The 13,885-nt window shown below is 71.3% G+C and carries 13 protein-coding genes and 1 tRNA gene; 7 read left to right on the forward strand and 7 right to left on the reverse strand.

What is annotated here, in order from left to right:
• Nucleotides 1-4 precede the first annotated feature (4 nt).
• On the reverse strand, nucleotides 5-1,177 hold the full coding sequence (locus tag AB0I59_RS31665; RefSeq protein ID WP_358138688.1) for an acetyl-CoA acetyltransferase: 1,173 nt from the start codon (nucleotides 1,175-1,177) through the stop codon (nucleotides 5-7).
• Entirely contained in the window at nucleotides 1,174-2,745 is a 1,572-nt protein-coding gene (locus tag AB0I59_RS31670; protein ID WP_358138690.1) for a class I adenylate-forming enzyme family protein, read from the reverse strand. The genes AB0I59_RS31665 and AB0I59_RS31670 overlap by 4 nt, the downstream gene beginning before the upstream one ends.
• 103 nt (nucleotides 2,746-2,848) lie before the next feature.
• Between AB0I59_RS31670 and AB0I59_RS31675 the strand changes: the two genes are divergently transcribed.
• From AB0I59_RS31675 to AB0I59_RS31685, 3 genes are read left to right on the forward strand one after another with little or no spacing between them, the layout of a single operon-like run.
• Nucleotides 2,849-4,288: a carotenoid oxygenase family protein gene (locus tag AB0I59_RS31675; RefSeq protein ID WP_358138692.1), complete on the forward strand. Its 1,440-nt coding sequence runs from the start codon at nucleotides 2,849-2,851 to the stop codon at nucleotides 4,286-4,288.
• Nucleotides 4,285-5,433, forward strand: a complete 1,149-nt coding sequence (locus tag AB0I59_RS31680) for an acetyl-CoA C-acyltransferase (protein ID WP_358138694.1) — start codon at nucleotides 4,285-4,287, stop codon at nucleotides 5,431-5,433. The genes AB0I59_RS31675 and AB0I59_RS31680 overlap by 4 nt, the downstream gene beginning before the upstream one ends.
• The gene (locus tag AB0I59_RS31685) at nucleotides 5,430-6,392 is read left to right on the forward strand and encodes an LLM class F420-dependent oxidoreductase (protein ID WP_061258796.1); all 963 of its coding nucleotides are present in this window, start codon (nucleotides 5,430-5,432) and stop codon (nucleotides 6,390-6,392) included. Before AB0I59_RS31680 ends, AB0I59_RS31685 begins: the two co-directional genes overlap by 4 nt.
• A 341-nt stretch (nucleotides 6,393-6,733) precedes the next feature.
• Here the strand turns inward: AB0I59_RS31685 and AB0I59_RS31690 are convergent.
• Nucleotides 6,734-6,807, reverse strand: a tRNA-Lys gene (locus AB0I59_RS31690).
• Nucleotides 6,808-6,910: 103 nt separating this feature from the next.
• Between AB0I59_RS31690 and AB0I59_RS31695 the strand changes: the two genes are divergently transcribed.
• Nucleotides 6,911-7,756, forward strand: coding sequence for an AAA family ATPase (locus AB0I59_RS31695; protein ID WP_061258797.1), 846 nt, complete (start codon nucleotides 6,911-6,913; stop codon nucleotides 7,754-7,756).
• On the forward strand, nucleotides 7,753-9,201 hold the full coding sequence (locus AB0I59_RS31700; RefSeq protein WP_358138697.1) for a VWA domain-containing protein: 1,449 nt from the start codon (nucleotides 7,753-7,755) through the stop codon (nucleotides 9,199-9,201). Before AB0I59_RS31695 ends, AB0I59_RS31700 begins: the two co-directional genes overlap by 4 nt.
• Nucleotides 9,202-9,234: 33 nt before the next feature.
• Here the strand turns inward: AB0I59_RS31700 and AB0I59_RS31705 are convergent, their stop codons facing one another.
• The gene (locus tag AB0I59_RS31705; RefSeq protein WP_358138738.1) at nucleotides 9,235-9,498 is read right to left on the reverse strand and encodes a pyridoxal-phosphate dependent enzyme; all 264 of its coding nucleotides are present in this window, start codon (nucleotides 9,496-9,498) and stop codon (nucleotides 9,235-9,237) included.
• 115 nt (nucleotides 9,499-9,613) lie between these two features.
• On the opposite strand from AB0I59_RS31705, the gene AB0I59_RS31710 reads away from it, so the two are divergent.
• Complete coding sequence (locus AB0I59_RS31710) at nucleotides 9,614-9,763, forward strand: winged helix-turn-helix transcriptional regulator (RefSeq protein ID WP_358138699.1); 150 nt, start codon at nucleotides 9,614-9,616, stop codon at nucleotides 9,761-9,763.
• Between the two features lie 37 nt (nucleotides 9,764-9,800).
• On the opposite strand, the gene AB0I59_RS31715 is transcribed toward AB0I59_RS31710, so the two are convergent.
• The gene (locus AB0I59_RS31715) at nucleotides 9,801-10,580 is read right to left on the reverse strand and encodes a nuclease-related domain-containing protein (RefSeq protein ID WP_061258800.1); all 780 of its coding nucleotides are present in this window, start codon (nucleotides 10,578-10,580) and stop codon (nucleotides 9,801-9,803) included.
• Between the two features lie 183 nt (nucleotides 10,581-10,763).
• Between AB0I59_RS31715 and AB0I59_RS31720 the strand changes: the two genes are divergently transcribed.
• Nucleotides 10,764-11,363 carry a TetR/AcrR family transcriptional regulator gene (locus AB0I59_RS31720; protein WP_061258844.1) on the forward strand — a complete coding sequence of 200 codons (600 nt, stop codon included), beginning with the start codon at nucleotides 10,764-10,766 and terminating at the stop codon, nucleotides 11,361-11,363.
• Nucleotides 11,364-11,456: 93 nt separating this feature from the next.
• Here the strand turns inward: AB0I59_RS31720 and AB0I59_RS31725 are convergent, their stop codons facing one another.
• Together AB0I59_RS31725 and AB0I59_RS31730 are read right to left on the reverse strand one after the other, a co-directional pair.
• A complete protein-coding gene (locus AB0I59_RS31725) occupies nucleotides 11,457-12,710 on the reverse strand; it encodes an acyl-CoA dehydrogenase family protein (protein WP_358138702.1) in 1,254 nt (417 codons plus the stop codon).
• The gene (locus AB0I59_RS31730; RefSeq protein ID WP_061258802.1) at nucleotides 12,707-13,879 is read right to left on the reverse strand and encodes an acyl-CoA dehydrogenase family protein; all 1,173 of its coding nucleotides are present in this window, start codon (nucleotides 13,877-13,879) and stop codon (nucleotides 12,707-12,709) included. Before AB0I59_RS31730 ends, AB0I59_RS31725 begins: the two co-directional genes overlap by 4 nt.
• Nucleotides 13,880-13,885 lie beyond the last annotated feature (6 nt).

A 13,885-nucleotide genomic window follows, 5' to 3' on the forward strand; every position in this document is an offset into this window, starting at 1 on the left:
GGGCTCAGCCCGCGGTGACGGCGAACATCGCGACCGTGGTGCAGCTGCCTCCGATGTTGAGGGTCAGCGCGGTGCGAGCGTCCGGCACCTGGCAGTCGCCCGCGGCGCCGGAGACCTGGCGCGCGGCGTCGTGCAGCATGCGGACTCCGGTGGCCCCGACCGGATGGCCGAGACCGATCAGCCCGCCGGAAGGGTTGACCGGCAGCGGGCCGTCGAAGTCGATCATTCCGGACTCGACGGCCCGCCAGGACTCGCCCGGCGGCGTCAGTCCGAGGTGGTCCAGGGCGACGTACTCCGTGATCGTGAAGCAGTCGTGCGTCTCGATCACGTCCACGTCCTCCGGCCCGCGAATCCCGGCACGCGCGTAGGTGTCCAGCGCCGCCCGCCGGAGATGCGGGAAGAGGTACGGCTTCCGCACAGCCAGCTTGTCCTTGACCAGCATCGGCGCCGTCCGGTGTCCCCATCCGGAGATGACCGGCCCCGGCCTGCCGTACCGATCGGAGGCCAGCACCACGGCGGCGGCCCCGTCGGTGATCCGCCCGCAGTCGTACTTGCGCAACCGCCCCGCGACCACGGGGTTGAGCATGTCGTCCGCCCCGAAGCAGCCCTCAGGAAAGGTCCACGACCGGGCCTGGGCCAGGGGATTGCGCAGAGCGTTGCCGTGGTTGATCTCCGCGATCCGGGCGAGATGTCGGTGGTCCAGGCCGTAGCGCGCGTCCACCTCGTCGGCGATCTCGGCGAACAGCGCGGGCCAGGGGAAGTCGGCGGCCTGGGCCTCCCGCCCGGCCCAGGCCGCGCACCCCAGGTGCTGAGCCGCCTCCTTGGCGCCGACGTTGCGCATGAGCTCCACGCCCACGACGAGCGCCACGTCGTACCGCCCGGCCTCCAGGTCGGCCATGGCGGCCAGGACCGCCATCGACCCCGACGCGCACGCGGCCTCGTGCCGGGAGGCGGGCAGCATGGCCCACGCGGGGTCGATCGCCGCGATCATGCCGCCCAGGTGCGCCTGCCCGGCGAAGAGCTCGCCCGCCAGGTTGCCCACGTGCGCGACCTGCACGTCCCCGGCGGGTACGGCCGCCGCCTCCAGCGCCCCGAGCGAGGCCTCATGCAGCATCTCGAAGAGGCCCGCCCCGGAGCGGGCGAAGTCGGTCTGGTAACCGCCCAGAACGCGGATCACAGCTTCAGCTCCCTCTTGAGAATCTTGCCGACGGGGTTCCTGGGCAGCGCATCGACGATCTCCAGCCGCTCGGGGAGCTTGTAGGAGGCGATGCCCTTGTCCCGGAGGTATGCGACCACCGCCGCGAGGTCGATCTCGCCCTTGGGCACCACGACCGCGCACACCTTCTCGCCGAGCACGTCGTCGGGGTAGCCGGCGACCGCGACCTCGGCGATCGAGGGGTGGCCGGCGAGCAGGGCCTCCAGCTCGGCGGGGGCGATGTTCATGCCGCCGCGGATGATGATGTCCTTGGCGCGGTCGACGTAGCGGAGGTACTGCTCCCGGTCGCCGGCGATCTCGAAGAGGTCGCCGGTCCTGAGGTACCCCTCCTCATCGAAGGGGGCGACCGTGGCCGTGCCCGGCAGGTAGCCGGCGAAGACGGTGGGGCCGCTCAGGCGCAGCTCGCCGGGCACGCCCGGCTCGGTGATCTCCTCCCCGTCCGGGGAGACCAGCCTGGTGCGCACCCGGTCGAGCAGCGCGGGCGCGCCCGGCGCTCCGGGCCGGGGGAAGAAGCGGGCGCGGATCTCCGGGTCGGGCATGTGGGCGGGGTCCGACAGCAGGGTGATGCCCTCGTTGGAGCCGAAGAAGTTGATGATCGCGATGCCGTGCTTCTCCTGCCAGCCCCGCACCATCGGCGGCGGCAGCGGGGCGGAGCCCGAGCCGATGCGGGTGAGCGTGGAGATGTCGGTCTCGGCGAGGATCGCCTCCCGCTGCAGGAGGAGGGTGAGCAGCGCGGGCGGGGCCAGGGTGTAGGTGACCTTCTCCGCCGCGATCTGGGCCAGGTAGGTGCCCAGGTCGAAGGGGTGGTGCTGGACCAGCACCGCGCCGACGCGCAGCCACGGGAGGAACACTCCGCCGATGCCGGCCATGTTCACCATCGGGAAGGGGTTGAGGATGACGTCCTCGCCGGTGAGCGCGGGCGCGGCCGTGCAGATCACCTCGACCGCGAGCCAGTCGTAGTGGCATCTCGGCACGCCCTTGGGCGTGGCCTCGGTGCCGGAGGTCCAGCAGATCGTGACGCGCTCGGCGGGGTCGGCCTCACGCCGGGGTGCCTCGGCGCCGGCCGCCCCTTCCAGACCGCCCGGCCATGAAAGCGTCGGCGTGCCCTCGGGCGCCCGGGACTCCCGGCCGGTGATCAGCAACGCGGCGCCCGACAGGGGCAGCAGCTGGGCCAGCTCGTACTCGCGGTATTGCACAGGGAAGGGCGTGACGGTCGCGCCGAGCCTGACGATCGCCAGGAAGGTCACCGCCAGCTCGACGCTGTTGGGCAGCTGCACCGCCACCACGTCGCCCGGGCCGATGCCCCGGGCGTGCAGCACGCCCGCGACCCGGTCGACCTCCGCACCGAGCTGCCCCCAGGTCAGCCGCTTCACCGGGCCGTCGAGCAGGTCCGCCTTGTTGAGCGGGTCGACGATGGCCGTGTCGCCGGGACGGGCCGCCACGTGGGTCCTCAGGAGCTTGTCAATCGTGTCGCCGGTCCACCAGCCCTCGGCGGTGTAGCGGGCGATTCGGTCCGCGGAATGCGTCATCGCGACTCCCTGGGTGTGATGGCCGCCACACTACGAAAAGAGAAGTCAGACCGTCAACGCCTTGAATATTGACAGCTGACTTCTCCTATCGTAGCTTCCGGTCATGGTCGAAAGTGTCGTGATCATGGACGAGTCGGGCGAGTCAAACCCGTACCTGCTGGGGGTCTACGCCCCGGTCCAGGACGAGATCACCGCCGACGAACTGACGGTGATCGGGCGAATCCCCACGGACCTCAACGGCGTCTACCTCCGCAACGGGCCCAACGCGCGCTTCCCGATGAGGGGGCGCTACCACTGGTTCGACGGCGACGGCATGGTCCACGCCGTGCACTTCGAGAACGGCCGCGCCCGCTACCGCAACCGCTGGGTGCGGACCCGCGCCTTCGACGCCGAGTCCGCCGCCGGCAGGTCCCTGTGGACGGGCGTCATGGAGAACCCCAAGGACAACCCCTTCGGCAACGCGCGCGGGCTGCCCTTCAAGGACACGGCCAACACCGACGTGATCTTCCATCGCGGGAAGGTGCTGGCCTCCTGGTACCTGTGCGGCACGCCGTACAGTCTGGACCCCCTCTCACTGGAGACCCTCGGCATCGACACCTTCCTCGACACGCTGGGCGGCGACTTCATGGCCCATCCCAAGGTGGACGAGCACACAGGGGAGCTGTTCTGGTTCGACTACGGCCCGCGCCCGCCGTACCTGCGCTACGGCGTGGTCGGGCCCGAAGGCGGCGTGGAGCACTGCGTGGAGCTGGACCTGCCGGGGGCGCGGCTACCGCACGACATGGCGATCACACGGAACCACGCGATCCTCATGGACCTGCCGCTCTACCAGGACCTCGACGCCGCCCGGCAGGGGCGCTACAGGCTGACCTTCGACCGAGAGCTGCCCTCGCGCTTCGGCGTCATCCCGAGGCGCGGCCAGGCGCACGAGATCCGCTGGTTCGAGGCCAAGCCCTGCTACATATACCACGTCGTCAACGCCTGGGAGGAGGGCGAGGAGATCGTCCTGGACGTCTGCCGCGTCTCGCGGCCGGCGCCCTACGGAGGCGGCTCGCCGCTGGCCCGCATGATCTCCTATCTCAAGCTCGACGCGCGCATGTACCGCTACCGCTTCGACCTGCGCACCGGGCGCACGTCTGAGGAGTACGTGGACGCCGACCACAACACCGAGTTCCCCTCGATCGACGCGCGCTCCACCGGCCACCCCACGCGTTACGCCTACAACGTCTCCGTGGCCGACGCCGAGACCAACCTGTTCGACGGCCTGGTCCGCTACGACAACGTCACCGGCGCCAAGGAGACCTACTACTACGGCCCCGGCGTCTACGGCAGCGAGGCGCCCTTCGCCCCGCGCGACGGCTCGACCGGCGAGGACGACGGCTACCTGATCACCTTCGTCACCGACGAGCGCGAAGGCCGCTCCGAGGTGCAGATCCTGCACGCCTCGCGGATCTCCGAAGGGCCGGTCGCGCGCGTGCTGCTGCCGCAGCGGGTGCCCCTCGGCTTCCACGCCACCTGGGTGCGGGCGGAGCAGCTGCGATGAACGAGGTCAACGAGGTCTACGTCTACGAGTGCGTCCGCACCCCGCGCGGCAAGGCCCGGCCCGGCGGCGGCCTGGCCGACGTCACGCCGCTGGCCATGCTGGAGGGCCTGCTGGGCGCCCTGGGCGAGCGGACCGGGATCACCACGGCCGACGACCTGATCGTCGGCTGCGCCACCCAGAACGCCGAGCAGGGCGGCAACCTCGCCCGCACCGCCGCGCTGACCTCCGGCTTCGAGGCGCCCGGCATGACCGTCAACCGCTACTGCACCTCCGGCATCGACGCCGTGCGCACCGCCGCCGCGCTCGTCGCCTCCGGCGCGAACCGGACGGTCGTCGCCGGCGGGGTGGAGTCGGTCTCGCGCGTGCCGATGTTCTCCGACCGCGGCCCTCTCTGGTCGCTCCCGGTCGGCTCCCTCCACATGGGCGTCGCCGCCGACGTCGTCGCCACCGTCGAGGGCTTCGGCCGCGAGGAGCTCGACCGTTACGGCCTGCGCACCCAGACGCTCGCCGCCGAGGCATGGGCGGCGGGCCGCTACGAACGTTCCCTCGTCCGGCTCAACGGTCTCGACCGCGACGAGCACGTACGGCCCGGCCTGACCATCGACGCCCTCATCGGGATGGAGCCCGCCTTCGCCGGCACCCCCGAGCAGGACGCCGTGGTCCTCAAGCACCGGCCCGACCTGGGCGAGATCCGCCACCTGCACACCCGGGGCACCTCACCCAGCCTGTGCGACGCCGCGGGCCTCGTTCTCGTCGGCACCGGCCTCGACCTGGCGCCACTCGCCCGCGTCGCCGGTACCGCCACGGCGATCAGCGATCCGATCACCATGCTCACCGCCGGGCAGCTCGCGGTCGAGCGGGTCCTGGCCGACGCCGGCCTGATCCCCGACGACGTCGAGGTCTTCGAATTCGCCGAGGCGTTCGCCGCGCTCTGTCTGAAGTTCCAGCGCGACCTCGGCGTCGGCGACGACCGTTTCAACGTCAACGGCGGCACCATCGCCATGGGCCACGCCTTCGGCGCCACCGGCGCCCTCCTCGTCGCGGCCTGCGTCGACGAACTCCACCGCCGGGGCGCCCGCTACGGCGTCGCCGCGGTCAGCGGCGCCGCGGGTTCCGGCTCCGCCGTACTCCTGGAGCGGGTATGAGCCTCTCACTGAGCGTGTCCCTCGGATTGTGGCAGGACCGGCCCGCCGAGGAGGCCCTGCTGACCGCCCGCGCCGCCGACGAGCTCGGCTATCCCGAGCTGTGGATCGGCGAGATGGCCACCTACGACGCCTTCGCCCTGGCCACCGCCATCGGGCTGGCCACCACGCGGATCGGGCTCACCGTCGGGCCGCTGGCGGTGGCCGTACGCGATCCCATGATGATCGCCATGGGGGCGGCCTCGGTCGCCGGGCTGACCGGACGCCGGGTGGACGTCGCCGTGGGCACGTCCAGCCCGCTCGTCGTGGAGGAATGGCACGGGCGTTCGCGCGCCAGATCCGCGACCGCGTTGCGGGAGACCGTCGAGGCCATCCGGCCGCTGCTGGACGGCGAGCGCTCCGACTTCGCCGGATCCTGCGTGGCGAGCAGCGGCTATCGGCTCCGGCTGCCCGCCCCGCGGTCGCGGCTGTCCGTCGCGGCCTTCGGGCCGTCGGCCGTCCGGACCGCCGCCCTGGCCGATCGCATGGTGCTCAACCTGGTCACGCCCGCCTCGGCCAGGCGGTTGACCGCCCGGTTGCGCGCCGTGAACCCGGCCACTTCCGTGGTCGCCTGGGTCACCGCCGCCGTGGATCCCGACCGTGCGGCCGTCGATCGGATCCGCCGGGCCGTCGTCGGGTACCTGCCCGCTCCCGGGTACGGCGAGATGTTCGCCGAGGCCGGCTTCGCCGACGTCGTCGAATTCGCGCGTACCCGGCCGCATCCCCGGGAGTTGCTCGCCGCCGTGCCGGACGAGCTGGTCGCCTCGGTCGCGCTGCTCGGCGACGCGGACGCGGTCGGGGCGCGGTTGTCCGCATACGCCGCGGCCGGGGTGGACGAGGTCGCCCTGGTCCCGGTGAGCACGGATCGCGATCCCGGTGGCGCGGCCACCTTGAAGGCCCTGCACACGGCTTCGGGCGGCTGAACCGCTGACCCCGCCAATACCACCTGAGCCCTGGCGACGCCGCGAGTCACGGGCCGCGTACAGGCGATCACCGGGGCACGCCGGTTCGGCGGCCTGGACGAAGCCGCTTCGTGCCGATCGCACGGGCATGATCGTAACGTCGCCCTCTACCTGAGCGCCCCAGCCAGTCAACGGTTCGCCCGGCCCGTGACACAGCAAATGATCACGCTATGACCAGGATTTCGGCTGGCGGGCAAACGACGAGCGACCATTATGATCGCGATGGGGTATGGGCCGCGGTTGGGTTGGTCGCCAAATGAAGAAAGCCCAGGTCAGACATGCCGACCTGAGCTTCTTGCAAGTGCGCCGCCAGGGACTCGAACCCCGGACCCGCTGATTAAGAGTCAGCTGCTCTAACCAACTGAGCTAGCGGCGCGTGAGCAGTAAGAGGTTATCGCACAGCACAGACCCGTCAAAACCGGGCTACACTAGAACAACATTCGGTTCGATCAATTCGGTTCGATCAATGAGGAGCGCCGATGTGGTTCGCGTCGCCTGACGAGGTCCGGGGGCGGCTCGCCGCCGTGGACTACCTTGCCGACGACGGCATCGCGACATCCGTGTTCCTCGCCGGGGCGCTCGGAAAGCCGCTGCTGACCGAGGGGCCGGCCGGAGTGGGCAAGACCCAGCTGGCCAAGGCCATCGCCCAGGCGACCGGGGCCCGGTTGATCCGGCTGCAGTGCTATGAGGGGCTCGACGAGGCCCGCGCCCTCTATGAATGGAACTACAAGAAGCAACTGCTCCGCATCCAGGCCGACGACGAGGCGTGGGAGGACATCTTCTCCGAGGAGTTCCTCCTGGAACGCCCGCTCCTCAAGGCGATCAGAAGCGACGAGCCGACCGTGCTGCTCATCGACGAGACCGACAAGGCCGACGTCGAGGTCGAGGGGCTGCTGCTGGAGATCCTCTCCGACTACCAGGTCACCATCCCCGAGCTCGGCACGATCACCGCGACCCGCCGGCCGTACGTCGTGCTCACCTCGAACGCGACGCGCGAGTTGTCCGAGGCGCTCAAGCGGCGCTGCCTCTATCTGCACCTCGGCTATCCGACGCCGGAGCGCGAGCGCGACATCGTGCTGACCCAGGTGCCGGAGCTGCCCGGCCAGGTCGCCGAGCGGCTCGCCCGTACGGTCGCCACTCTGCGCGGCCTGGAGCTGAAGAAGTCGCCGTCGATCGCGGAGACCGTCGACTGGGCGCGCACCCTGCTGGCGCTGGGCCGTACGGACCTGGACGAGGGCATGCTCGGCGAGACGCTCGGTGTGGTGCTCAAGCACAACTCCGACCAGATCCGGGCCGCCAAGGAGCTCGGGCTGTCCCGGCCATGATCGAACAGGACGGCAAGGGCGGGCCGCTGCTCGACCGGCATGTCGCGTTCGTGCACGCGCTGCGTGAGGCGGGACTGCCGGTGTCCCTGGCCGAGGGCCTCGACGCCGCGAAGGCGCTGACCGTGATCGACCTGGCCGAGCGCGAGACGCTCCGCGAGGCGTACGCGGCCACGCTGGTCAAGCGCCTCCAGCACCGGCCCGGCTTCGACGCCCTCTTCGACCTGTGGTTCCCGCCCGTGATCTCCGGCGGGTACGGCACGGCGGGGCCGGCGCCGACAGGCGGCCGCGCGGAGCGTCCCCCGCCACCCGAGCCGTCCGAGGCGTCCGCGCCGCCCGACCCGTCCGAGCTGGCCGAGTTGCGGGAGCGGCTGGCCGACCTGCTGATGGGCGATCCGGACGATCCCGCGTTCCGGGCGTTCGCCCGGTCGATGGTGGAGAGGTTCGGCAAGATCCAGGCCGCGGGGAACCGGCAGTCGTGGTTCTCGTTTCCGGTGCTGCGCGCGCTCTCCCCGCAGACGCTGATCGCGCGGATGCTCGACCGGTTGCTCGCCGAGCAGGGCCGAGCCGAGCGGGGCGGCCTGCCGGAGAAGCTCGCCCGTCACCAGATATCCCGAAATATCAGGAAGTTCGAGGAAGCCGTCGCGTCCGACGTCCGGCGCCGGATCGCCGAGGAGTCCGGCATCGAGAGGATCGCCAAGGCGACCGTCGCGCCGCCGATCGACCGCGTGGACTTCCTCCGCATGACGAAGGACGAACTGGCCCGGCTGCGCCGGGAGGTCTACCCGCTCGCCCGCCGCCTCGCCACCCGGCTCACCGTCAAGCAGAAACGAGGACATCGGGGACGACTCGACTTCCGGCGCACGGTCCGGGCCTCGCTCTCCACGGGCGGGGTGCCCCTCACCACCCACCTGCGGCCGCGCCGCCCGCACAAGCCCGAGCTGGTGATCCTGTGCGACGCGAGCGACTCCGTCGCCGCGTTCTCCCATTTCACGCTGCTGCTGACGTTCGCGTTGCGCGAGCAGTTCACCAAGGTGCGGGCGTTCGCGTTCGTGGACATCGTGGACGAGATCACCACGCTCTTCCACCCGGGTGCCGACGTCCTGGACGCGGTCCTCCGGCTGACGAAGGAAGCCGACATCACCCGATTCGGGCGGACGAACTACGGCCATGTCTTCACGACGTTCGCCGAGCGCTACGGCGACGCCATCGGGCCGAGGACGTCGCTGCTGATCCTGGGCGACGCCCGTTCCAACTACCAGCCGCCCGCGCTGGAGACGCTCGGCCGGCTGGCCGCGGAGGCGCGGCACGCCTACTGGCTCAACCCGGAACCCCGGCCGCAGTGGGACACCGGGGACTCCGTCGCCACCTCGTACGCCGGGATCGTCCCGATGCACGAATGCCGGAATGTCACGCAGCTCGCCACGTTCATCGAGGACCTCGCGTAGCCGACCACGGGCATGAGGGTGACGCGCGTCACGTCACCGTCGGTACACGTCCGTGCTGAGATACTTCAGTCCCGAGTCCACGAGCAGGGTGACGGTCCTGGCGGTCGCCCCAAGACGTTGCCCGACCCTGATCGCGGCGAGGACGTTCGCCCCTGACGACGTTCCGGCGAACAGGCCCTCCTCCCGGGCCAGGCGCCGGGCCATCTCCTCGGCGTCGGCGGTGGAGATCGGAACGACCTCGTCCACCAGGGCGGGGTCCCACATGGGCGGCGGATGACCGATGCCGATGCCCTCGATGCGGTAGGCGCCGGGCCGCCCTCACTCACGGCTTCGATCGTCGAGCCGGTCGCGCACCGTCTGTAGTTCAATCTTTGAACCGACCACTCCGCCCTCCCCGCGCACCGTGCGCCGGGTGAACGGATACGGCCAGTTCTGCGCGGTGGCGCGCGCTCTGGAGCTTCTGGGCGAGCGATGGACACCGCTGATCGTGCGGGAGTTGTCGCTCGGCGCGTCGACCTTCACCGACATCCGCCGCGGCAGCCGGGAGTGCGCGTCCGGCTGATCGTCGCCGCCTCCGTTGCCGGCGGCCTAGAAGCGGCCTAGAAGCGCAGACCGGAGCCGCGCAGGACACGGGCGGCGGTCCGGGAGAGCAGCTCGACCTGCTCCGCCGTCAGCGACCCGTTCGGCGAGGCACGCATCCAGCGGGCCACCTTGTGGGGATAGGCGACGGTCAGGCCCTCGCCTACGAGCGTCCCGCCGCGCCCCTCGATCTTGCCGCTGTGAACGGCGAGCACCGGCGAGATCGTGACGTCGATCCCCGTCTCGCGGGACAGCAGCCCGGCCAGCGCCGACGCCGCGCCGATCAGTCCCTTCGCGACCGAGGTGCCGTACTTCTCGTCGAAGAACAGGCGCTCGCCGTACCTGGCGATATGGGTGTCCGGCGCCCACGCCTCGTTGTCCACGATCCACACCCCGCCGGGGCCGATGACGAGGTGGTCGATCGACGCCTCTCCGGGTACGGCACGGCCGTCCATGACGTGGTAGCCGTGCCGGGTCAGGCCGTGGCGCAACAACCGGCCGGTGCGGACCTCCCCGCGCTTCTGCCCCCGCCACACGGCGGTCCGGGCGTAGGAACGCCAGGCGACGAGGAAGTCGGCGAGCGCGGCGAGGGCGCCCACCACGAGGCCCACGAGCAGGGTGTCGGCCCAGCCGAACCGGGCGGCGAGCAGGCTTCCGGCGGCGAACCCCGCCACGCCGATGACCCCGCGCGTCCAGAGCCGGCTCTTGCGGCCCGCGAACCAGAAGGTCACGTAAAGGTTCTGCGGCGACGCGCCGGTAAACTTCTCGTCGCGCGGCACATAGATGGACCCGCTTGGCACCGGATGCTCCCCGAGAGATCAGGACTGCTCTGCACACGCTAAACCGAGCAGGGGCTCCAGGTCTCGGAAACGGAGCTCCAGATCTCAAAAAGCCGCATTTCAACAACAAATAGGCATACCCGGAAACATTGCCGCAACCGACCAGTCGGTATGCTGGGGGCCCACCACACCAGGGAGGTCACCATGGCGCGCAGCGGAGCCACGGTCGAGGAGCCCGTACGGCATCGCCTGCTCGCCGAGGCCACGCGCCTGTTCGCCGACCGCGGCTTCGAGAGCACGTCCGTCCAGGAGATCGTCACGGCGGCCGGGGTCACCAAAGGCGCCATGTACCACTATTTCGCCTCGAAGGATGATCTCCTCCACGAGATCTACGGCCGGGTCCTGCGGATGCAGATGGACCGCCTGATGACGTTCGCCCAGGCGGAGGGCCCGATCGCCGAGCGGCTGCACACCGCCGCGATGGACGTGGTCGTCACCACGGTCGACAACCTCGACGACTCGAAGATCTTCTTTCGCTCGATGCACCAGCTCGCCCCCGACACCCGCAAGACGGTCAGGGCCGAGCGCCGCCGCTACCACGAGTGTTTCCGCGACCTGGTCACCGAGGGCCAGCGAACCGGCGTGTTCCGCGCGGACATCCCGGCCGAGATGGTGGTCGACTTCTTCTTCGGCTCGGTCCACCACCTCGGCACGTGGTACCACCCCGACGGGCCGCTCACGGGACCCGAGGTCGGCCGCCACTTCGCCGACCTCCTCCTCGCCTCGCTCCACCCCGAGCCCTGACACACGGCCCCGGCGGTGCCGGCCCCCCGGTCGAGTCCACCGGCACCTCGGTGAACCCGAACGAGGTCCCACGCAACCCGGTCGTCCACAAGCTCAGGTCCTGCTGATCGGCTCTCCCAGCGGCGCCGGGACGTCCACCAGACGCGCGAGGGCGTTCCGGTGCTCTCCGGGAGTGCCGAAGGCGATCTGATCGGCCTTGGCCCGCTTGAGATAGAGATGCGCGGGATGCTCCCATGTCATCCCGATCCCGCCGTGCAGCTGGACGCACTCCTCGGCGGCGTGCACGGCCACGTCCCCGCAGTGGGCCTGCGCCACCGCGACCGCCACGGACGCCCCGGAATCCCCGGACGCCCCGCCCGGCAGGTCGCCGGCCGCGAGGGCACCCGCCGCGTTGCGAGCGGCTGCGCGGGCGCCGCCGATCTCCAGCCACAGATCCGCCAGCCGGTGCTTGAGCGCCTGGAACGAGCCGACCGGGCGGGCGAACTGCTTGCGCTCCTTGACGTACTCCACCGTGGTGGTCAGGCACCACTCGGCCAGCCCGAGCTGCTCGGACGCGAGCAGTCCCGCCCCGAACGCGAGGGCGTCACGCACGATGGACGCGACCAGGTCGGCGCCGTCCGGCCCCTCTCCCCGGGCGACGACCCGGCCCCGGGCCGAGCCGAGGGACACCATGGCCACCGGCCGGGTCAGGTCAAGCGACGTCACCGGGGTGATCTGGACGCCCTGCTCCCGCGTCCCGACGGCGATCAGCGCGCTCGCGTCCATGCCCGGCACGCGGGCGTGGACCAGCAGTACGTCGGCGACGTCGGCCCCGGCGACGCCCGTCACCCGCCCGCTCACCACGACCTCGCCGCCGCCGTCGGAGCCGTCGGAGCCGTCGGAGCCGTCACCCGGCTCGAACGTCACCTCGCCTCCCGCCGGCCGATACGGCGACGCCGCGAAGGACACGGCAAGCGCCGCCGTGATCTCCCCCGAGGCGAGCCGTTCCAGCAGGTCGTCGGCCACCTCGCCGCCTCCCGCCGTACGGGCGGCGAGCAGGGCGTGGGTCGCGAGCACGGCGCTGGTGAGGAACGGGACGGGCGCGACGGCCCGGCCCAGCTCCTCCAGCACGACCGCGGCCTCGCGGGCCGACGCGCCCGCTCCGCCCAACTCCTCGGGGACGAGCAGCCCCGCCGCGCCGATGTCCCGCGCGAGCGCCTTCCACACGTCCCCGTCGTACGGCGTGGCCGACTCGATCCGCGCCAGGACCGCGGAGTGCGGGCACGCGTCCGCGAGCAGGGACCGGACCGCCGCCCGGAGCTCCTCCTCGACCTCCGTGTAGAGCAGTGAGACCGGTGGCGTCGTCATCGGGGCAGGTCCTTCCAGGGGATGTCCTTGTCGGCTCGCGGCTCGGCGGGAAGGCCGAGCACCCGCTCGGCGATGATGGTGCGGAGGATCTCGGAGGTGCCACCTTCGATGGAGTTTCCCTTGGCCCGCAGGTAGCGGTAGCCCGCCTCGCGTCCGACGAAGTCGACCGTCTCCGGGCGGCGGAAGGCCCAGTCGTCGTAGGCCAGGCCGTCCTCGCCCAGCAACTCGACCTCCAGGCCGGACAGCTCCTGGTGCAGCCGCGCGAACGACAACTTCATGCCCGACCCCTCGGGCCCCGGGCGGCCCACGGCGAGCTGCTCGCGGAGCCGCGCGCCGGTGAGGCGCAGGACCTCGGCGTCCACCCACAGCCGGAGCAGGCGCTGGTGCAGGTCGTGGGTGCGCAGCTCGGGCCGGGCCCGCCAGGTCTCGCAGACCGTGCCGATCATCGTGTGGCGGCCGGGCGTACCGCCGATGGCGACCCGCTCGTTCATCAGCGTGGTCTGCGCGACCCGCCATCCGTCGCCGACCGCGCCGAGCCGGAGCGAGTCCGGGAGCCGGACCCCGGTGAGGAACACCTCGTTGAACTCGGCCTCACCGGTGATCTGCCGGAGCGGCCGCACCTCGACGCCGGGCGCCTCCATGTCGCAGACGAAGTAGGTGAGCCCGCGGTGCTTGGGCACGTCCGGGTCGGTGCGGGCGACGAGGATCGCCCACCGGGCGGTGTGGGCGCTGGACGTCCACACCTTCTGCCCGTCGACCACCCATTCGTCGCCGTCCCTGACCGCGCGGGTGGCGAGCGTGGCGAGGTCGGATCCGGCGCCGGGCTCGCTGAAGAGCTGACACCAGACCTCCTCCCCCGTCCAGAGCGGACGCAGGAAGCGGCGTTTCTGCTCCTCGGTGCCGAAGCCGAGGATCGTCGGAGCCGCCATGCCGAGTCCGATGCCGATCCGGCTCGGCCGGTTGTCCGGCGTCCCACGCAGCTCGCCCTCGACGACGGACTGGAGGTCGCGCGGGGCGCCGAGGCCGCCGAGCCCCTCGGGGAAGTGCACCCAGGCGAGTCCGGCGTCGAACCTGGCCCGCAGGAAGTCCAGCCGGTCCATGGCCGAGGGGTCGTGGGCGGCGAGGAACGCGCGGACGCGCTCCTTCACCGTCGTTTCACTCCATGTCATGAGATA

This window comes from Microtetraspora glauca (assembly GCF_040656155.1).
Taxonomy (GTDB): Bacteria; Actinomycetota; Actinomycetes; order Streptosporangiales; family Streptosporangiaceae; genus Microtetraspora; species Microtetraspora glauca.